The organism is Streptosporangium sp. NBC_01639 (genome assembly GCF_045209755.1).
GTDB lineage: Bacteria > Actinomycetota > Actinomycetes > Streptosporangiales > Streptosporangiaceae > Streptosporangium.
In genome coordinates this window covers 8,665,468-8,685,392 of record NZ_CP109272.1, presented here as the reverse complement: position 1 = coordinate 8,685,392, position 19,925 = coordinate 8,665,468, and the positions used below count along the sequence as shown (strand labels likewise).

Here is a 19,925-nt window from a genome sequence, read left to right as displayed (position 1 = left end):
CGCCACGGCGAATCCACCCCCGGGCTCCAGGCGGCCAAAGGCACCTGGGACTGGGCACCGGACGTCTTCCGCCGCAAAACCGAGATGCCGAACGCGGTGAGAATTCGAAAAGGGGATTCCTGTGACGATCCGGTGGGCGGCTTCCGCCGACGGTTTCAGCGCGACGGGAATGACTTCTTCCGTCGGTCGCCGATCTGATCCAAGAAGACGAGTTCGAACCATGATGCAGCCGGAGAAGGAACCGGCAATTGTCACCACTGGAAGCGTGACGTAACGGTCATGTCGCGCAATGCAGTCAATCACACAATGCAGTCAGAGTTTAGGCCCGTAGGAGCCCGGCACGGCCAGACGGCCCGCGAAGCAGGCCAGCTTCGATGAGACGGCACCGATCGGACCGGCTCCAGTGAGACTGGACACGCGTTCCGCGAGACAGGACACACACCCCGAAGGCGGGAAAAGACGAGACGAATTATACCAGACAGAATTCAGCTTCTGTCTGGTATCGGATATTTGCTGCCTTATCGACCTATTAGGGCATCGCCTGAGTCACCTCGTCGATCACATCCCGTCCGTCTCGCAACAAACGCTTTCGAGCCGCGGAAACCCAGCATCCGGTTGCCCTGAAGGAAACACGCCCACCACGCCCACAGCGGCGACGTTGGAACGGCGACGGGACCAGACAGGACAGGCCATATTCGGTGATACGCACCCGACATCACGCCAAGGCTTTCGCATCAGCGGCGCAACAGACTGCGATAGGCGGTCGCGCCAAGGCCGGGGCCCTGTGCGAATGAGCCGGAGGTTCCTCGACTTCCCCACACCCCGCTATCGCCGGATAAGATCATCTGTCCGAACAGCGTGATTTTCATTGCCCGCCGGGGTTGCCGGGGCGCCGGGCTGGATGTGGGCGCCTGATCGGCTACGTCGCCGGTACTCGGTGGGTGTCAGCCCGACCAGCGTCCGGAAACGGCGGGCGAAGTACGTCGGGTCGTCCCAGCCGACGGCGGCGCCGACCTGGGCAACGGGCAGGGCGGAGTGTGCCAGCAACGTGGCGGCGCGCTCGGCCCGCACTCGGGCCAGGAAGCCCAGTGGCGTCACCCCCACATACCGCCCGAAAAGCCGGCCGAGATAGGCCGGATCCAGGTTGACCGTCCGGGCGAGATCATCCAGCCGCCACGGATCGGCGGGCGCCGCCTCCAGCCGGGCGACGGTGGTGGCGACAGCGGGGTGGATGGCGGACTCATGTGTCGCCTGTGCGGGACTACGGCCGTCGGCCAGGATGCCGAGCACGGTGACCAATCGGCCCAGTACCCGGCCCGGCCGGCCCGGATCGGCTCCGAGGTCCCGTTCGAGCAGGCCGATCTCCGCGATGGCCTCTTCGGCGGCGGCCGGATCAACGGTCGTGACCGCCACGCCGTGCGTGCCGGATGCCACCGGATCGGTCCACAGCATCCGGCGCAGCATCGGGATGTCGTACAGCGCCGCCAGTTCGGCCCGTGGTGCCTGGGTGGACAGGCAGCAGTTGGCGACGGTCAGGCCGGTGCAGTCTCGGAACCCGTGCCAGGCGCCGGGACGCAGCACGATGACTTCACCGTGCCGCAGCGGGCGTTCGCCTTGGCTGGTCGTGTGCCGGCCGTAGCCGGTTCCGATCACGGCGATCTCGAGAAAGTCGTGTGCGTGCGGTGCGATGTCGGGGCCCAGGTGGTGAACGGCGCCCCAGACAGGGCCCCCGTCGAACAGCGTGTGCTCGTGCAGCGTGGCAGGCATGTCGGGATCGTACGACTACTTGCCGGGATCGGCCTAGCCTGCGGCGGCATACCGCGACGATGCTGGTCGGTATCCAACGGCAAGAACCATGGAGGTCAGTGATGACAATGGACACGACGGGGCAGTTCGTCAGCGACGTCGGTGCGGACGGCCGGGTGCCGGACGAGCTTGTTGCGGCGTATCGTGAACACGGTTTCGTCCGAGTACGAGGTGTTCTCGAGCCAGGCCTGGTCGAGCGTTTCCGGACCGGCGCCGAGGCGTTTTTGGAGGCGCATCGTACCGAGAGTTTGGAAAAGCAAGGCGTTTTCAGTCAGTTGGTCAACGTCTGGCAGCGTGACCAGACACTGCGGGGGCTCACGCTCGACCTGCGGCTCGGCCGGATCGCCGAGCAGCTCGCCGGGTTCCCGCTGCGGCTCTGGCATGACCAGATGCTGGTCAAGGAGCCGCACAACAATGCCGCCACCGAGTTTCACCAGGATCGTCCGTACTGGCCGCACGCAGGTGACCGGCTCCCGCTGTCAGCGTGGATAGCGCTGGTCGATGTTCCGCCGGAGCGGGGTTGCATGACCTTCCTGCCTGGCACCCAGCATCGTGTCGGCCTGCGGCCGCAGGATCTCCACCACGAGGAAGACCTGTTCGCGGCGGATCCGTCGCTGCGATGGCTCCCCCGCGTCACTGTGCCGCTCCGTGCCGGCGACTGCACCTTCCACAGCGGCTACACCGGTCACATGGCGTTGCCCAACCGCACCGGCCAGGCCCGGCTCGCGCACGTCAACATCTATATGGATGAGGCGACCACCTACGGCGGGAGCGAGCACATCGTGACTGATCCTCTGGGACTCGCCGTAGGCGATCGGTTGGACGGTGACGCCTTCCCCCGTCCTTGGGCTTCTGGCGCCTGACCGCCTTTTTAGGACCTGTCCCGTGGATCTTGCCCGGTAAGTCGAAAACCCTATCGACCTTGGTCTTTGCACGGGCCTACCCTGGCCGCATGGCCCATGCGAAGACCTCCTACGTCTGCCTGTCCTGCCGAGCCTCATACAAGCAGCCCTACCCCGGCCCCGGTCACTACGAGCGGTCCTGCCCGCGCTGCGCCGGGCCGCTGATCCACGTCGGTTCCGCCTTCGCCGCGCCGCGTCGGCGGGACACCGCAGGCTGGCGGACGCTCTCGCTATTGCTGCACGCGGGTGTCCGCTTCCACAAGAGTTGTTGTGGCGGCCCCGGCTACCGCCCGCGCACGCTCAGCGAGGTGCGTGCGCGGATGGCGCACGCCCGGACCGCCGAGGAGCCGTTCGCCCGGGCGCTGGTGCGCCGCGAACTGCCCTAGGGAGGGCACCATCTCTACGGTTGATCGGGGTGGTTCGCCGGGTCGCCCTGGCGGTTGAGGTGGTCGTTCCTTCCGAGCGCACCTATCTGCTCTCGCTCGGCAGTCAGCAGGGCAGCACTCACCTGCACTGGCACATCGCCCCGTTGCCGCCCGGTACTCCTTACGAGGAGCAGCAGTATCACGCCCTGATGGCGGAGAACGGCGTGAGCCCCTGGTCGGTGCGGCAGGCCTTCGATCTTGCCGGTCGTCTTCGTGTGATCCTGGCCGGGGCCGGCAGCGGCGGCGGGTGACCTTTGTTTCTGGTTCGGCCGGCTGTTTCTGGTTCGGCCGGCCAGGACGAAAATGCTTGGCCGCTGAAGTTCTCTCATGGTTTCGGGTCGTGCCGCTTGGGGCGGGAGGTTCGTCTCGCTGGAGGGTGCTTTCCGGTGGTGGGGTGTGCCGCTCCCCCGGGTTCGGTTGTGTGGGTGGCTGCTCCTGGTGGGGTGGCGGCGCGTCGTGGGAAAACGGGCCGGCGGAGATTGTCGGTGCGGCATCCTACGATGAGCCGACTCCTGGAGGGATGCCGCCGATGCTGGATTCGCTGATAGTGCCGCTGCTGGTCACGACTGATCTGCCGCCGGATACGGATCTGACCGGGTTCGGGCGGTTGGTGGCGGACGCGGTGCGTCTGCTCGGGCGTGGTGAGACGTCTTATCCGGGGTGTTTGCACGGTGGGGTGTTCTGGCTGGATCGGCCTGGTGCGCCTCTGTCTGAGGGTGGGGTCGCGGTGCCGTCGGCTGATGAGCTGCGTTTTGCCGCGCTGATCGGTTATCTGTCGATCGCGGGGTCGGGGAGGTCGTCCAAGGAGGTGGTCGTCGATGCGCGTGAGGTGATCACGCGGGCGGTCGCCGGCCGGTATGGCGAGTTGGGGAGTCCTGCGGCGGTGATGGCGATCAGGGCCGAGGATGTGCGGGAGCGGACTCCGGTGGCGGCGCTGCCGGTCAGGACTTCCGGCGCCGATGCCGGGTTGGTCGCGGTGAGTCGCTCTTATGTGTAGGGGTGCCTGCGTGCCGGGAGGTGTCGGCCTTGGGGTTGGGTGGCGGGCCGGTGGTCATCGGAAATCCTTCCGGGTGGGCGACCGGCGGTGAAGCGGGAAACCTCACGGGTGACCGTGGGAATCCCCTCTTTCCAGGGATGTCACGTCTGGATGGAGTCGACGAAGTGCTGGGCGTCGGGTTCGCTCATGCCGGTTTCGCCGCGTACCAGCAGGACGGCCTGTCCGTCGCGGCCGGCGTCTTTGAGCAGGCGTACCCGGGTGGCCAGGTCGGCGCCGCGGCTGAGGGGCGGGGGTGTCGCTGGAATGTAGTGGTTGGGCGGGAGTGGTCGGGGGGTTCTTCCGGCGCGTAGGTCGTCGACGTGTTGTTTGGCGCTTTTGAGGTCGAGGCCGGTCTGTTCGCGGATGAGTTTGATCGCGAAGATGGGCTTGTTGGCGGCGATCAGGGCCATGACGTGGTGCTGCAGTCCCGCTGCGTCGAGTTGTTGCGGAGGTGTCGGGGTGGGTGAGCCGCGCCGTGCCAGTGTGATCGTCACGGTGGTCACCACGGCGGTCACCACGGTGAGCGCCATGACGAGCATGATCAGTAGTTCCACGGGCCCGAGGTTCGGCATGGAGTGATCGTAGGCTTTTGGGGTGGTGGTGCACCATCGGCTGCCGCTGGGTGTCTGCGGTGACGAGTGCTGAAACGGTGCCTGGTGGCGGTTGAGCTGGCAGGTGAGGGCGGGCGTGCTGCGGGCAGGGGTGGAGTGTCTTCCCAGGCGGGCCCTGCGGCGTGGTGCGGGCAGGCGGGTTGTGTCGGTGCGGGCCGTTACGGTCGGCATGACGGCTGGGAAGATCGAGGAAGGGTGTCCCCCGAACATGCGACCAGCGGATCTGAATCGTCTCACCGTGCAGGTGGCGGCCGATCGGTATGTGGAGTTGATCCGGGCCAAGATGCTGACCGGTGCGCTGTCGACGGCGACGGCGGAGGTCTACGCACGCGATGTGGCCACGTTCGTACGGCTGGCGGGTGAGGATCGGGTCTTGGATGACCTGACGGGTGAGGACGTGGATGCGATCTTGCTGGCTTTTGCCCGTAAGCCTGATGGGCGGCGGGCCGAGCCGGTGGCCGGTGGTGTGCAGTCGGCCTCCTCGCAGGCGCGTTTTCGCCGGTCGTTGTCGGCGTTGTTCAAGCACGCGGTGCTGACGGGCTGGGTGCAGATCAATCCGATGGCGTTGGCGACGGTGACGGCCAAGGAGCGAGGGGGGTTGCGGCCGCAGCGCCGGGCGTTGACCCGGGAGCAGGCCCAGGGGTTGATCGGTGCGGCGCGTGACCTGAGCGGCGGCGACAGCGGCGGCGACCGTGGCGGGGAGGGTGCGGGCGTCCCGGCTGAGCCCGCCGGTTCCGCTTCTGCGGGTGCGGCGGTCCGGGAGCGGGGCAGGCGGCGTGACCAGCGCACCGAATTGCGTGACGCGTTGATCGTGTTGCTGTTGTCGACGATGGGGCCGCGTGTTTCGGAGTTGGTGCGGGCGAATGTGGAGGATTTCTATACCAACGACGGAGTGCGTTATTGGCGGATTTTCGGCAAGGGCGGCAAGACGCGGGATGTACCGCTTCCGGGTGACGTGGCACAGGTGTTGGAGGCCTATCTGGAGCGGGGCCGGGGTGAGGCGGTGAAGGAGGGGGCGGACAAGGCGCTGTTGCTGTCGTGGCGGGGCGGGCGTCTGGCGCGGGGGGATGTGCAGGCGGTGATCGACCGGGTGCAGCGGCAGGTGGATCCCGATCGGCGGCGTTCGGTGACGCCCCATGGTCTGCGGCACACCACGGCCACCCATCTGCTGGCCGATGCGGTGGACATGGACGCGGTGCGGCGGGTGCTGGGCCACAGTGATCTGGCGACGCTGGGCCGTTACCGTGATGAGTTGCCCGGGGAGCTGGAGGTGGCCATGCGGGCCCATCCGCTGCTGCGGAAGCCTTCAGGCGGCCGGTGAGGTGGCCGTGTCGGCTGCGCCACCTCGGGCCAGGACGTTCAGGGAGATGCCCAGGGAGTGGGCGATGGTGGCGATGGTGAAGAAAGGCGGGGTCGGGACCCGGTGATCGCCGCGGCCGAGACCGTGCTGCGGGCCGGGCGGCCGTCTGGGCGACATCGGTCACGCCCCGGCATGGCCTCTCCGCCCTGACCGCTCCCCCGCTCCCCCGCTCCCCCGGCTCCTGTGGCGGGGCCGCCGGCCGCCCTTCGGGGCCGGGGAAGGGCTCCCGCCCTGGGCATACCCAGGGCCCTTTAGGCTGGAGGCGTTTTCCGGATCCGAGGAGAGGTGCCCGCTGTGCCGACCGCACTGCGTCTGTTTCGTTACGTGGCGATCGCCGAAGCGTGTTCCTGGGCGGGGCTGCTCGTCGGCATGTTCTTCAAGTACATCGTGGAGGCGGGTGACCTCGGGGTGAAGGTCTTCGGTCCGATCCACGGGTTGTTGTTCGTGCTGTATGTGATCGGGGTGCTGGCCGCGGCGCGGGTGGGTCGCTGGAGTGTGGGCACGATCGTGCTGGGTCTGGCGTGCGCGGTGCCTCCGTTCACCTCGTTGTGGTTCGAGCGGCGCATGCTGGGCGGCGTCCGCGAGCCGGTCACCGCCTGACCTGCCCGCCCTGGCCTGCCCGCGCATCGGGAGCGCTCGGGAGCGCCCCGTCTACGCCGCACTCTGCAGGCCGGTGGCCTGCTCCCCCAGTACGGCCCGCGTCACCGCCCGGCACCATCGCGGGCAGGTCAGCAGGTCGGCGGAGTCGCCGAACTGGTCGACCGAGCCGGTCGGTGGCAGGGCCCGCACCTGCGGATCGGTGATGGCGGCGCCGAGCGCGTCGGTGAACCGTTGCGCGCCGATGACCTGGAACGGCCGGTCGTAGAAGCCCCGGGTCGTGGTCTGCAGCGGTTCGGTCAGTCCCAGCCGGTTGTGCAGCGCGGCGACCCGTTCGTAGGCGCGGCCCAGCTGGCGCTGCCGTTCTCGCCATTCTTTCGCGGCGACCGCCTCCGTCAGGGCGTCCCCCAGTTCGGCCGTGCCCGTCAGGCGGGCGAAGGCGCTGCCGAGCCATTTGCTGTACGGCGGGTAGCGGCGGCGCATCAGCAGGACCAGGCGCATCAGGTCGCGGGCCAGTTCGGCTGTCAGCACGGCTGAGCCGAGATCGTCGCCGACTTCTCCGCACCGGCCGGGGAAGGCCTCCAGCTGGGCCAGTCGTCTCCATTGGCAGGCCAATATGTAGCGCCACAGGTCGCCCGGATACCAGCGGACGGCCGAACGGGCCTGCTGCAGCACGCCCAGTCCGTCGTGGAAGACCTCACCGCACGTCACCTCGGCCAGCCGCTGCCAGGGGGTGGCCAGCCAGTCCAAGGTGGTGACTCCTCGCAGCGGATCGAAGCCGAGCCGGTCGTCGAACCAGGCGGCGGCGTCGACGACTTCGACCCCGTGGCCGGCGCCGAAGGTGGTCGGGTAGCCGCCGAAGGTCGGCGGCAGGCCGGTGGTGATGGTCTCCCGCAGCGGACCGGTCGTCTCGGGGGCGGCGAACAGCACCACTCTGGGCCCCCAGTCGTGGTCGGTGGAGCGTTCGGTGTCGAACTCCAGCACTTCCGAACCGGCGCCGATCAGTGCCGCGCTGTGTGTGACGTCGGCGGTCAGCGGCTGCACGATCTGCGCGTAGAAGGCGCGCGAAAGCTCAAGACCAGGCACAAAACTGGACATCATTTCATCCACTGTGCCGGGCGTGCCCGCCCTGCGCACCAGGTTTTCCGTCCTTGCCGGCGTCACCGGGACGAGCGGGCCGCCGGCGGCGGGACGGTGACTTACACGGCGGTGACTTACACGGCGGTGACTTACACGGCGGTGACTTACACGGCGGTGACCGGCAAGACGCTTCGCGCCGGCGCCGGCCCGCGCAAGACACCGATGAGAGGTACCCGACGGGGGTGGGAGGTCACCGGCTCACGGCCGCCGCGGCCACCGGCCGCACTCTCATGCCCAGGCGCCCGTAGACGCCGATCGCGGCATGGTTGTCGGTGTCGACCATCAGCGCCACCCGCCCGTGCTCGGCGGCCAGCGCCGCGAAGACGAACCGGCACACCGCCTGCCCGTACCCGCGGCCGCGTGCGGCCGCGGCGGTGGCGACCCCGGCGACGAAGCCCACCTGCGGGCACGACCAGGCATCGGCGGCGGTGGCCACCAGTTGCCCGTCCCCGGCGCGCAGCCCCGCCCAGCGGCGGATCTGCGGCAGGCCCGGCACCGCCCAGGCCGACGGTGCCGCCCGCGCCAGCAGGGCGCCCACCTCACCGTCGGCGTCCTGCAGCCACCCCGCCGCCGTCTGGTCGCCGTCTCCCGGGACGGGCGGTGTCCGGTCGGTGTCCATCCATGCGAACACCTTCGGTTTCCGGACCTGTTCCATCCGCGCCGCCAGCTCTTCGACCAGCGGCCGATCCCCCAGCAGCCGATACTCCGGGCCCACCTGCGGCAACGCCAGCCGTACCAGCCGGGTCACCTCGCGCGGGTTCCCGCGCACCGTCAGGCGGTCTCGGCGGTTCAGATCCGGGCTGGCCACCGCCACCGCACCCCCCAGGGTCCACGCCCGCATCCCGTCGCGCATCCCCTGGGCCGCCCACACCAGCAGCGGGTCGTCATCGCAGGCGGCCGCCACGTCCGCGGCGGTGGTCAGCTCCACGACACTCACAAGATCGCTGCCGGGGTGTAGGCGGCCGCGGCCGGATAGCGGGCGGTGACCTCGGCGATGCGCGCCACGACCGCCTCGACCTGCTCGGCCGCCGCACCGGTGAACGCGATCCGCTGCGCCAGCAGGTCGGCCAGCGCCGCACCGTCCAGCGGGAAGCGTTCGTCGGCGGCCAGCCGTACCAGCAACTCGTTGCCGGCGCCGCGCTCGCGCATCGCCAGTGCCGCCGCGACCGCGTGCTCCTTGATCAGCTCGTGGGCGCTCTCGCGGCCCATGCCGGCCCGCACCGCGGCCATCAGCATCTTCGTGGTCGCCAGGAACGGCAGATACCGGTCGAGTTCCGCGGCGATGACCGCCGGGAACGCACCGAACTCCGCAAGGACGGTCAGTGAGGTCTCCACCAGGCCGTCGAAGGCGAAGAACGCGTCCGGCAGCGCCACCCGCCGCACCACCGAGCAGGACACGTCCCCTTCGTTCCACTGGTCGCCCGCCAGTTCACCGACCATGGAGGCGTATCCCCGCAAGATCACCGTCAGTCCGTTGACGCGTTCGCATGAGCGGGTGTTCATCTTGTGCGGCATCGCCGACGACCCCACCTGCCCCTCGGCGAACCCCTCGGTGACCAGCTCGTGCCCGGCCATCAGCCGGATCGTCTTGGCCAGTGAGGAGGGAGCGGCGGCCAGCTGCACCAGGGCCGTGACCACCTCGTAGTCCAGTGACCGCGGATACACCTGCCCGACGCTGGTCAGCCGGTGCGCGAACCCCAGATGAGCCGCCACCGCCCCTTCCAGCTCGGCCAGCGCGGCCGGGTCGCCGCCCAGCAGGTCCAGCATGTCCTGGGCGGTACCGACGGGGCCTTTGACGCCCCGCAGCGGGTAGCGGGCGATCAGCTCCTCCAACCGGGCGAAGGCCACCAGCAGCTCATCGGCCGCCGAGGCGAACCGCTTGCCCAGGGTGGTCGACTGCGCCGCCACGTTGTGCGAACGTCCGGCCATCACGGTGCCCGAGTGTTCGGCGGCCAGCGCCCCCAGCCGGGCCAGCAGCGCCACGCACCGCTCCCGCATCAGCAGCAGGCTGTCGCGGATCTGCAACTGTTCGACGTTTTCGGTCAGGTCCCGCGACGTCATGCCCTTGTGGACCTGCTCGTGCCCGGCCAGGGCGTTGAACTCTTCGATGCGGGCCTTCACGTCATGGCGGGTGACTCGTTCACGCTCGGCGATGGAGGCCAGGTCCACCTGCTCGACGACCTTCTCGTAGTCGGCCACCGCTCCTGCGGGAACCGCGACCCCGAGCTTCGCCTGCGCGGCCAGCACCGCCAGCCACAGGCGGCGTTCGGCCACCACCTTGTACTCGGGAGACCACAGACGGGCCAGCTCCGCGGAGGCGTAGCGGGCGGCCAGGACATTGGGGATACGCGGCTTGGCAGTCACGTTGCATCAGTCTATTGGCCCCGGTCACCACACCTGTGCGGGGGTCGCCGGCGGGGGTGGGCCGCGTCCGATCGCCGCCCGGCCGTAGACGCGGCCGGGCGGCGATCGGCGTACTGCGGCGCCGGACCTACCGCGCCGAGGCCAGCTCGGCGGTGCCCTTCGTCTCGGCTTCGTGCTTGCCGGTCTTGGGCTTGCGGCCGAAACGCTCCTTGGTCCGCTCCACCGTCACATACAACGTCGGCACCAGCACCAGCGTCAGCAGCGTCGACGACAGCAGGCCGCCGATCACCACGATCGCCAGCGGCTGGGAGATGAACCCGCCCGACCCCGTCAGGCCCAGCGCCATCGGGATCAACGCGAAGATCGTCGCGACCGCGGTCATCAGGATCGGCCGCAGCCGGCGGCGTCCTCCTTCGATCACCGCCTCCACCACGCCCAGTCCCTGCTCCCGGTACTGGTTGATCAGGTCGATCAGCACGATGGCGTTGGTCACCACGATTCCGATCAGCATCAGCATGCCGATCAGCGCCGGAACACCCAGCGGGGTCCCGGTGGCCAGCAGCAGAGCGATCGCACCGGTCGCCGCGAACGGCACCGACACCAGCAGCACCAGTGGCTGGACGAAACTACGGAACGCCGCCACCATGATCATGAAGACGATCGCGATGGCCGCCAGCATCGCCAGCCCCAGTTGCCCGAACGCCTCGTCCTGGTCGGCGCTCACACCGCCGACGGTGAAACTCGCCCCCGCCGGCAGCGACACCCCTTCCAGCTTGGCCGTCAGCGCCGTGGTGACGCTGCCCAGGTCGCTGCCGGTGGCCGTACCCGACACCGTCGCGCTGCGCTCGCCGTCGATCCGGGTCACCTGCGTCGGCCCGTCGACCTTGGCGACCTTCGCCACCTCCGACAGCTTGACCTGACCGGATGCCGTCGCCAGCTTCAGCTCGCCGACCGCCTTCACCGTCTGCGGTGCCTCGTCGGCGCGCAGGATCAGATCGCCGGCCCGCCCGTCCAGGGTGACCTGGCCCAGCGGGGTGCCACGGAATCGCTGCGCGACGACCTGGCCGATCTGCGTCTCGGTCAGGCCCTTGGCCGCGGCTTTCTCCCGATCCACCTGGACTTCGACGCGGGGCGCGCTGGCTTGCAGGTTGGACGCCACGTCTTGCAGTCCGTCCAGTTTCGCCATCGCGGCACGTACCGCCTCGGCCGCGGTCTGCAGCGCGGCGTTGTCGGGTGCCTGCACGATCACCTGGAGCTGGTTGGTCGAGCCGCCGCCCGGACCGCCCTGCCCGCCTCCGATGGTGACCTCACCGACGCCGCTCAGCCCCTTGAGCCGCTCGCGCAGGGTCTCCTGCACCACGGCCGCTTCGGCGCTTTCCGACACCGTCACCGAGTAGGAGGCGCGGTCACCGCCGCCCGACCCTCCCATGAACCCGCCGCCGGAGCCCACGGTGACCTGGTAGTCCTGCACGTCCGGCAGTGAACCCAGCACCTCCTCCACCTTCTTGGCCGCCGCGTCGGTGGTGGCCAGGTCGGTGCCGGGGGGCATTTTCTGGCTGACGGAGAGCGTGTTCTGCCCTGAGGCGTCCAGGAAGTTGGTGTCCAGCCGCCCGGCCAGCCCCATCGTCCCCACGAAGATCACCACACCGACCAGGACCGTGATCAGCCGCCGCTTGGTCGCGAACCGCAGTACGGGCAGGTAGGCGCGCTGCAGCGGGCTGCGCAGTTCCTTGGCCTCGGCTTCCTCGCGGACCACTCGCGCCTGGTCCGCGTTCAGCACCGGTGCCTTCAAAAACCAGTAGGCCAGTACCGGGATCACCGTCAGCGACACCAGCAGGGACGCCAGCAGCGCCACCGTCACCGTGATCGCGAACGGCGCGAACAACTGCCCCACCATGCCGCCGACCACCGCGATCGGCAGGAACACCGCCACCGTCGTCAACGTCGAGGCCGTCACGGCCCCGCTCACCTCACGCACACCCGCGAGCACCGCGTCGCGTTTGGCCTCGCCGTACTCCAGGTGCCGTTTGATGTTCTCCAGCACCACGATGGAGTCGTCCACCACCCGTCCCACCGCGATGGTCAGCGCTCCCAGCGTCAGCAGGTTGAGGGAGTAGTCGCCCAGCCACAGCGCGATCAACGCGATGACCACCGACAGGGGGATGGACATCGCCGTCACCAGTGTCGAACGCACCGACAGCAGGAAGATCAAGATGACCAGCACCGCGAACACCAGGCCCAGCAGGCCCTCGGTCGTCAGGTCTTCGATTGAGCGCTCCACATACGGTGCCTGGTCGAACACGACCGTCACCTCGGAGGCGTCACCTATCGCGGTGACGAGGTCGGGCACTTTCGCGCGCACCGCGTGAGAGATCGACACCGCGTTGCCGTCCGGTGTCATCGTGACCGACACCCCCAGGCTCGGCTCCCCGTTGGTGCGCGTCAGCGACGTGCTGTCGGCCAGTGACCGCTCGACCGTGGCGACGTCCCCCAGCCTGACCGGTTTCGGCGCCGCGGGGCGCGGCAGCTGCTGGGCGCGGGCGGCGTTCTGCGCCGTCGGCGCCACCGGCGTCTGCCGGCCCTGCTGCGCCTGCGGCGACTGCTGGGCCGGCTGCTGGGTCTGCGGTGCGACGGCGGGAATCAGATACAGGTCTTTCAGTTCCTCCACCGAGGAGATCCGGTCACCCACCTGAACCGTCAGCGACACCTTGTCCTGCACCAGGCTGCCCGCCGGGACCGGCTGGCCGTTGGCCCGCAGCGCGTCGGCCACGGCGGTCGGCGCCAGTCCTCGCGCGGCGAGCTTCTCGGCGTCCGGGGTGATCACCACCGTCTCGTCCCGGACACCGGTCACCGCCGCCTCGCGGACCCCTTCGACGCTCTGCAGCTCCGGCACCATGATCTGCTGCAGCTTGTCGGCCATGGCCCGCTCGTCGTCACCGGCCTCCACCGCCAGCACCAGCACCGGGATGTCGTCGGTGCTGCCGACCAGCACCTGCGGGTCGACCCCGTCGGGCAGCTGGGTGTCGATCCGTGACAGGGACTGCTGCATCTTCGCGACCGCCGCGTCGATGTCGGTGCCGTACTCGAACGCCACCTGGACCTGCGACATCCCTTCCCGGGAGGTGGAGGTCACCTCCGTGACGCCCTCCAGGCCCTGGAAGCTGTCCTCGATCGGCTTGGTGACCTGATCTTCCACGATCTCGGGGGAGGCCCCCTGGTAAGGGGCGATCACCGAGGCGCCGGGGAAGGAGAGGGAGGGCAGCAGCTGCTGTTTCAGCGACGGGATCGCGAAAGCGCCGAACGCGCTCAACACGACCGCGATCATTATGACGAGGCTGCGGTTGGCGAGGCTCAACCTGGCCAAGGCGGTCATGGGGGCGGGCTCCTAGGGGGACGACACGATAAGTTCGGCCCACACTAACACTTCGCCTTGTACGAATATTTAGCGGCGCCGGGTAATCCTGATAACCTTCTCAGGAAGCGAGAGGTGAGTGTGGACAACGAACGTGACCGGCTGCTCCACCAGATCAGTGAGATACAACGCGATCTGGGGCGGCTCTTCGCCCAGAACCACCCCTCCTCCCCCGTCTTCGACTCCAACCTCACCATGCGGCAGCTCAAAGTCGTCATGATCCTGTCCTTCCAGGACTCCGCCTCCGGGCAAGACCTGGCCCACCACCTCGGTGTCGGCCTCGGCACCGTCACCGGCATCGTCGACCGCCTCGTCGGCCACGGTCTCGTCACCCGCCGCGAAGACCCCCACGACCGCCGGGTCCGCCGCATCGAGCTCAGCCCCGCCGGCCACACCCTCACCGAACAGATCGCCGACGCCGGCCTGGCCAACTTCCGCTGCCTGCTGGGGCTCCTCGACACCCCCACCCTCCACGACCTCTCCACCGTCATGGACAAGATCCAGGCCGCCGCCCGCGCCCTCACCGCCGAAAAGGCCACCCAAACATAGGATGATAGGTTCCCTCGGTATGACCGTCTACCTCGGGGACCTCTTCTCCCTCTCCGGCCGGGTCGCCCTCGTCACCGGCGGCAGCTCCGGCATCGGATACGCCATCGCCGAAGCCCTCGGCCGCGCCGGCGCCACCGTCGTCATCACCGCCCGCCGCCCCGCGCAACTCGCCGAAGCCGCCACCCGCCTTCGCGACCACGGCGTCACCACCGCCACCATCAGCGCCGACCTCGGCGACCCCGCCGACGTCACCCGCGTCTGCGACCAGGCGGCCACCTTCCATGGCGACATCGACATCCTCGTCAACAACGCCGCCAACAACATCCGCCGCCCCATGAACGACCTCACCGCCGACGACTACCAGCAGACCATGGCCGTCAACCTCACCGCCCCCTACCTCCTCGGCCAGCACTTCGGCCCCCGCATGGCCGGCCGCGGCTGGGGCCGCATCATCAACATCGGCTCCCAGCAGTCCATCAGCGCCTTCGGCGACAGCGGCGTCTACGGCGTCTCCAAAGCCGCCATCACCGGCCTGACCCGATCCCAGGCCGAAGCCTGGTCCTCCCACGGCGTCTGCGTCAACACCATCATCCCCGGCTTCGTCCTCACCCCCCTCACCGAACCCGCCCAGGCCATCCCCGGCCGCACCGAAGCCCTCGCCGCCCGCACCATGGCCGGCCGCAACGGCATCCCCGCCGACTTCGCCGGCGCCGCCGTCCTCCTCGCCGGCCAAGCCGGCGCCTACATCACCGGCCAGACCCTCTGCGTCGACGGAGGCTTCTCCGTCCACTGAACCCGTCCACTGAACCCGTCCACTGGGGCCCTTCACCGAGGCCGGCCGTGATTGAATACACACGCACGCCGAACTCCCAAGGGCCCCCATGAACAACCCCACGACCCGGCAGGCCGCAGGCGCCCGCCGCGCCGTATCCTTCTTCTTCATCCTGCTCGGCGCCACCTCCGGAGCCTGGGCCGCCCGCATCCCCGCCGTGAAACACGACCTCCACCTCAGCGACGGGCAACTCAGCTACGGCCTGCTCGCCATCGCCGCCGGCCTCGTCACCGGCATGCGCTTCGCCGGACGCCTCACCGACCGCTTCGGCAGCGCCCGCGTCGTCACCCCCGCCGCCGTCGCCACCGCCCTAGCCATCATCCCCCCCGGTTACGCCCCCACTCTCCCCCTCCTCATCGCCGCCCTCTTCCTGTACGGCTTCATCAACGCCTCCCTCGACGTCGCCATGAACGCCCACGGCGTCGAGATCGAACGCGCCTACGGCCGCCCCATCATGTCCTCCTTCCACGGCATGTTCAGTCTCGGCGGCCTCGCCGGCGCCGCCCTCGCCGGCCTGTTCGCCTGGCTCGACCTCAGCGCCAGCGCCACCCTCGCCACCGCCGGACTCCCCCTCGCCGCCTTCTCCCTCTACGCCGGACGCCACCTCCTGCCCCCCACCACACCCCCCACCACCGCCGCGGCCCCCGCCCGCGCCCGCTGGTCCGCCTGGATCATCCTGATGGGCGTCGTCGCCTTCGCCAGCCTCGTCGGCGAAGGCGCAGCCGTCGACTGGACCGCCGTCTACCTCTTCGAAGACCTCCACGCCTCCCAGGGCGTCGCCGCCCTCGGCTTCGCCGTCTTCTCCACCGCCATGACCATCGGCCGCTTCGCCGGAGACCACCTCGCCCTCCGGTTCGGCCCCGTACGCCTGGTCCGCTACTCCGGCTTCCTCGCCGCCGCCGGCCTGCTCACCGCACTGCTCATCGGCCGCGTCCCCGTCGCCATCGCCGGCTTCGCCCTGTTCGGCCTCGGCCTGTCCACTATCGTCCCCCAGGTCTTCTCCGCCGCCGGAAACCACGACCCTGCCCGCGCGGGGCAGGCCATCGCCCAGGTCGCCACCGTCGGCTACGCCGGACTCGTCGCCGGACCCGCCATCATCGGCGGCGCCGCCGAGATCATCACCCTCCCCGGCGCCCTGGTCATCCCCGCCCTGCTGGCCGCCTTCATGGCCGCCTCATCCGGCGCCCTCCGCCCCCGCACCCCACCCACTCCCTGACCACCGGGCCCCCTCCCACGACACCAACCCCCGGCGGCACACACCCCCGACGGCCGAAAAAGCCCTGAAAAGCTCCCCACATAACCGGTTGCCCGCCAGGCAGACCACCTGTTCTACTCATGATCGGCAATCCCGCCCGCGAAGGAGGCGCAATGAGGCACGCGTTCATGTCCACCCCCACCACCCCGGTCACCCACACAAAGGACATGACGCTTGCCGACCTCGCCGACCTCGGGGAGGGCAGCCTCCAGTAGGCGCGTTCTCCGCTCCCTCCTGCCAGAACCCCGCTCCGCCCTACCCCTGGCCCTCGCCGTCGCGGCCACCACAGCCCTGCCGCTCGCGGCACCGCAGTTCACCCGCCGGTTCGTCGACGACGCGGCCGGCGGCGCGGACCTCCACCACCTCACCCTCGTCGCACTGGGCTACCTCAGCCTGTCCGTCGCCGGGCAGACCGCCCGGCTGATCACCGCCTGGCTGGCCGGCAGAGCGGCCTGGGACGGGACGAACCGGCTGCGCGAACACCTGACCGGGCACACACTCAGCCTGGACATGGCCTTCCACAGCAGAAACACCCCCGGTGAGATGATCGAACGGGTGGACGGCGACGTCGTCGCCATCGCCGACTTCATGGTGGCGTTCCTCCTGGACGTGGTAGCCGGCGTACTCCTGCTCAGCGGCGCGATCACGGTGGTGTTCTTCATCGAGCCGGGCATCGGCGCGGTACTGCTGACCTACTGCGCACTCATCGGCCTCGGCATGATCCGCGCACAACGCCTCGCCGTACCCTCCGCCACACAGGCACGCGCGGCGAGCGCCACCCTGTTCGGTTACCTGGAGGAACGACTGGCCGGAACAGAAGACGTGCGCGCCAACGGCGCAGGCGAGCACGCCGTACGCCGCTTCCACCAGGCCAGCGCCGCACTGTGGCGGGCCGATCTGCGCAGCGACATCATGGGAAGCGCCATCCTGGCCGGAACGAGCGTCGCGTTCGCGGCAGGCACGGCACTCCTGCTGGCCCTGTCGGGCACACTCAGCACCGGCACCGCGGTACTGCTGTTTCAATACACGCTCCTGATCCGCACACCGTTCGAACGGCTGATCGACCAGCTACGCCCCTACCAGACAGCCCTCGCCGGACTGGAACGCATCGGCGACCTACTGGCCGAACACCGCACACTGCCGACGCCCACACCGTCCCGGGCCAGGCACCTGCCCGCGACCGGACCGCTCCGACTGGAGTTGGACGCCGTCTGCTTCGCCTACGACGACGACCCGGTACTCAAAGACGTCACCCTCAGCCTGGCACCGGGCGAGACACTCGGACTGGTGGGCCGCACCGGCAGCGGCAAAACCACCATCGCCCGCCTGATCACCCGCCTGTACGACCCGACGGCAGGCGCCGTCCGCATCGAAGGCCTGAACCTGCCAGACATCGACGCCACATCGCTCCGCAGAAGAATCGGCGTGCTCACCCAGGACGTGCAACTGTTCGCCGCCACCATCCGAGACAACCTCACCCTGTTTCGGCCCTACCCCGACGACGACCGCCTGCGGGCCGCCCTGACCGAAGTCGGACTCACCGGCTGGGACCTCGACGCCCAACTCGGCACGATCTCAGCCGGAGAAGCACAACTGCTGGCCTTCGCGCGAACCCTCCTCACCGACCCCGGGCTCATCGTGCTCGACGAAGCCTCCAGCAGACTCGACCCGGCCACCGAACGCCGCATCGACCACAGCATGACCCGGCTGCTGACCGGCAGGACCGCCATCCTCATCGCGCACCGGATCGCGTCGCTGACCCGCGTCGACCAGATCGCCGTCGTGTCCGACGGACAGATCATCGAATACGGCAGACGCCAAGACCTCCTCACCGACCCGGCCAGCCGATTCGCGCAGATGCTCGCAAAGGCGAACCGATGAAACCCCTCATCACGGTGGCCACCGCACTGGCCCGCTTCGACCTGCGCCGCTACCTCATCGGCGGCCTGCTGTGGATGCCGGCCAGCGTCCTGCCACTCGGCAGCGGACTGATCTTGCGGCAGGTGTTCGACCACCTCACCACCCACCAGGTGCCACTACTGCTGTGCGCGGCCTTCGTGGCGACAGAGCTGATCCGCGGCCTGACGATCGTCATCGCCTGGACCTACGGCGACTACTGGTGGAGCGCAGCGGCAGCCCTGCTACGCGCCAACGTCCTGCGCTCCATCCTGACCGGCCGGGGACAGGTGCCGCACTCCACCGGCGAAGCACTCGCCCGGCTGCGCGACGACGTGAGCGACGTGGTGGAACTCGTCGACGACACCGTACCGCTGGCCGGAGCCACCCTCTTCAGCACCGCCGCACTGGCCATCATGGCCTCCATCGACCCGGTCATCACACTCGTCCTGGTGATACCGACGATCGCGATCGGGGTGCTGAGCCGGCTGATGAACCAGATGATCAAGCGCCTCCACCAGCAGGCCCGAGCACTCGGCGCGGCCGTCACCGGCTACCTGGGCGAGATCTTCGGCGGCGTACTGGCGATCAAGACCACCGGAACCGAAGAAGCGGTACTGGAGCGTCTGCGCCGACACAACCGCCTGCGCCGCGAAGCAGCGGTGAAAGACCGGATCGCAACCGACCTGCTGAACACCGCGACCAGCGCGACCGTCGAGATCAGCATCGGCCTGGTCCTGCTGCTGGCCGCCCCCGCCATGCGCCGCGGCGACTTCACCGTGGGCGACCTCGCACTGTTCACCACCTACATCGGCTGGCTCACCGCCCTACCGCAGACCATCGGCGCGATCCTCTCACGGACCCCCCAAGCAGGCGTCTCCACCGAACGACTCACCCAGATGATGGGCCCGAAAGAAGACCTGTCCCACAACAGCGGCGTCTGGCTGCACCACGAACACCCCGCCGCGGCACCCCCCGCCCCCGGCGACCCGCTGGAAGTCCTGCAAGCCCGAGGACTCACCACCCGGTACGGCCTGCACGGGGTGGACCTGGAGATCAGACGAGGATCGTTCACGGTGATCACCGGCGAGGTCGGCTCGGGAAAGACCACCCTGATACGCGCCCTACTCGGACTGCAACCGCTCACCGCCGGGACGATCTGGTGGAACGACGCCCGAATCGACGACCCCGGAAGCTTCATGGTGCCCGGCCGGGTCGCCTACACCGGACAAGTACCCCGGTTGTTCTCCGCCTCACTACGAGAGAACCTGCTACTCGGCTGGCCCGACGACCAACTGGAGCAAGCGGTGGAACTCGCCGCCTTCGACCGGGACCTGGCCGCAATGCCCGAAGGACTGGACACGGTCGTCGGCTCCCGGGGAGTACGGCTGTCGGGCGGTCAGGCGCAGCGGGTCACCGCCGCACGGGCACTGGTCCGCTCGCCGGACCTACTCGTGGTGGACGACCTGTCCTCGGCTCTGGACATGGAGACCGAACAGCAGCTGTGGGACCGGATCACCGGCGTCACCACCCTGCTGGTCGTCTCCCACCGGCCCGCCATACTGGCGCGCGCCGACCAGATCATCGTCCTCGATCAAGGACGAGTGATCGGCCGGGGACCACTGGATGAGCTGCTGACAACCTGCCCGCAAATGCACTGCTCCCCTACCCGCAGCACTACAGCCACTCGTGAGACAGACACTTCCCCATGACGCCCATCAACAAGCTGTACGGAAAAGA

The 19,925-nt window shown here is 69.1% G+C and carries 18 protein-coding genes; 11 read left to right on the top strand and 7 right to left on the bottom strand.

Annotated features, from left to right (window positions below; all coding sequences use genetic code 11):
* Nucleotides 1–825: 825 nt before the first annotated feature.
* Nucleotides 826–1,767, bottom strand: a complete 942-nt coding sequence (locus OHA77_RS39370; RefSeq protein WP_406314406.1) for an AraC family transcriptional regulator — start codon at nucleotides 1,765–1,767, stop codon at nucleotides 826–828.
* Between the two features lie 101 nt (nucleotides 1,768–1,868).
* On the opposite strand from OHA77_RS39370, the gene OHA77_RS39365 reads away from it, so the two are divergent.
* From OHA77_RS39365 to OHA77_RS39350, 4 genes are all read left to right on the top strand, one after another.
* On the top strand, nucleotides 1,869–2,669 hold the full coding sequence (locus tag OHA77_RS39365; protein ID WP_406314405.1) for a phytanoyl-CoA dioxygenase family protein: 801 nt from the start codon (nucleotides 1,869–1,871) through the stop codon (nucleotides 2,667–2,669).
* Nucleotides 2,670–2,758: 89 nt separating this feature from the next.
* The gene (locus OHA77_RS39360; protein ID WP_406314403.1) at nucleotides 2,759–3,094 is read left to right on the top strand and encodes a hypothetical protein; all 336 of its coding nucleotides are present in this window, start codon (nucleotides 2,759–2,761) and stop codon (nucleotides 3,092–3,094) included.
* 20 nt (nucleotides 3,095–3,114) lie between these two features.
* Complete coding sequence (locus tag OHA77_RS39355; protein WP_406314401.1) at nucleotides 3,115–3,384, top strand: hypothetical protein; 270 nt, start codon at nucleotides 3,115–3,117, stop codon at nucleotides 3,382–3,384.
* Between the two features lie 278 nt (nucleotides 3,385–3,662).
* A complete protein-coding gene (locus OHA77_RS39350) occupies nucleotides 3,663–4,130 on the top strand; it encodes a hypothetical protein (protein WP_406314399.1) in 468 nt (155 codons plus the stop codon).
* A gap of 140 nt (nucleotides 4,131–4,270) precedes the next feature.
* On the opposite strand, the gene OHA77_RS39345 is transcribed toward OHA77_RS39350, so the two are convergent.
* Nucleotides 4,271–4,741 carry a hypothetical protein gene (locus OHA77_RS39345; protein WP_406314397.1) on the bottom strand — a complete coding sequence of 157 codons (471 nt, stop codon included), beginning with the start codon at nucleotides 4,739–4,741 and terminating at the stop codon, nucleotides 4,271–4,273.
* 247 nt (nucleotides 4,742–4,988) lie between these two features.
* On the opposite strand from OHA77_RS39345, the gene OHA77_RS39340 reads away from it, so the two are divergent.
* Nucleotides 4,989–6,101, top strand: coding sequence for a tyrosine-type recombinase/integrase (locus tag OHA77_RS39340; protein ID WP_406319952.1), 1,113 nt, complete (start codon nucleotides 4,989–4,991; stop codon nucleotides 6,099–6,101).
* Here OHA77_RS39340 and OHA77_RS39335 read toward each other — a convergent pair.
* Complete coding sequence (locus OHA77_RS39335; protein WP_406314395.1) at nucleotides 6,087–6,257, bottom strand: hypothetical protein; 171 nt, start codon at nucleotides 6,255–6,257, stop codon at nucleotides 6,087–6,089. The two genes, OHA77_RS39340 and OHA77_RS39335, sit on opposite strands and share 15 nt — an antisense overlap.
* A gap of 177 nt (nucleotides 6,258–6,434) precedes the next feature.
* Between OHA77_RS39335 and OHA77_RS39330 the strand changes: the two genes are divergently transcribed.
* Entirely contained in the window at nucleotides 6,435–6,740 is a 306-nt protein-coding gene (locus OHA77_RS39330) for a DUF3817 domain-containing protein (protein ID WP_406314393.1), read from the top strand.
* A 51-nt stretch (nucleotides 6,741–6,791) separates the two neighbouring features.
* Here the strand turns inward: OHA77_RS39330 and OHA77_RS39325 are convergent, their stop codons facing one another.
* The 4 genes from OHA77_RS39325 to OHA77_RS39310 all read right to left on the bottom strand — a co-directional run bounded on the left by OHA77_RS39325 (nucleotide 6,792) and on the right by OHA77_RS39310 (nucleotide 13,614).
* A complete protein-coding gene (locus tag OHA77_RS39325) occupies nucleotides 6,792–7,838 on the bottom strand; it encodes a DUF4037 domain-containing protein (RefSeq protein WP_406314391.1) in 1,047 nt (348 codons plus the stop codon).
* Nucleotides 7,839–8,067: 229 nt separating this feature from the next.
* Entirely contained in the window at nucleotides 8,068–8,805 is a 738-nt protein-coding gene (locus OHA77_RS39320) for a GNAT family N-acetyltransferase (RefSeq protein ID WP_406314389.1), read from the bottom strand.
* A 5-nt stretch (nucleotides 8,806–8,810) separates the two neighbouring features.
* On the bottom strand, nucleotides 8,811–10,241 hold the full coding sequence (gene purB / locus OHA77_RS39315) for an adenylosuccinate lyase (RefSeq protein ID WP_406314388.1): 1,431 nt from the start codon (nucleotides 10,239–10,241) through the stop codon (nucleotides 8,811–8,813).
* A 127-nt stretch (nucleotides 10,242–10,368) separates the two neighbouring features.
* Nucleotides 10,369–13,614 carry an efflux RND transporter permease subunit gene (locus OHA77_RS39310; RefSeq protein WP_406314387.1) on the bottom strand — a complete coding sequence of 1,082 codons (3,246 nt, stop codon included), beginning with the start codon at nucleotides 13,612–13,614 and terminating at the stop codon, nucleotides 10,369–10,371.
* 114 nt (nucleotides 13,615–13,728) lie between these two features.
* On the opposite strand from OHA77_RS39310, the gene OHA77_RS39305 reads away from it, so the two are divergent.
* The 5 genes from OHA77_RS39305 to OHA77_RS39285 all read left to right on the top strand — a co-directional run bounded on the left by OHA77_RS39305 (nucleotide 13,729) and on the right by OHA77_RS39285 (nucleotide 19,897).
* On the top strand, nucleotides 13,729–14,202 hold the full coding sequence (locus OHA77_RS39305) for a MarR family transcriptional regulator (protein WP_326822715.1): 474 nt from the start codon (nucleotides 13,729–13,731) through the stop codon (nucleotides 14,200–14,202).
* 19 nt (nucleotides 14,203–14,221) lie between these two features.
* Nucleotides 14,222–14,995, top strand: coding sequence for an SDR family NAD(P)-dependent oxidoreductase (locus OHA77_RS39300; protein ID WP_406314385.1), 774 nt, complete (start codon nucleotides 14,222–14,224; stop codon nucleotides 14,993–14,995).
* 88 nt (nucleotides 14,996–15,083) lie between these two features.
* Nucleotides 15,084–16,250, top strand: coding sequence for an MFS transporter (locus OHA77_RS39295; protein ID WP_406314383.1), 1,167 nt, complete (start codon nucleotides 15,084–15,086; stop codon nucleotides 16,248–16,250).
* Between the two features lie 213 nt (nucleotides 16,251–16,463).
* A complete protein-coding gene (locus tag OHA77_RS39290; protein WP_406314382.1) occupies nucleotides 16,464–18,170 on the top strand; it encodes an ABC transporter ATP-binding protein in 1,707 nt (568 codons plus the stop codon).
* The gene (locus OHA77_RS39285) at nucleotides 18,167–19,897 is read left to right on the top strand and encodes an ABC transporter ATP-binding protein (protein WP_406314380.1); all 1,731 of its coding nucleotides are present in this window, start codon (nucleotides 18,167–18,169) and stop codon (nucleotides 19,895–19,897) included. The genes OHA77_RS39290 and OHA77_RS39285 overlap by 4 nt, the downstream gene beginning before the upstream one ends.
* Nucleotides 19,898–19,925 lie beyond the last annotated feature (28 nt).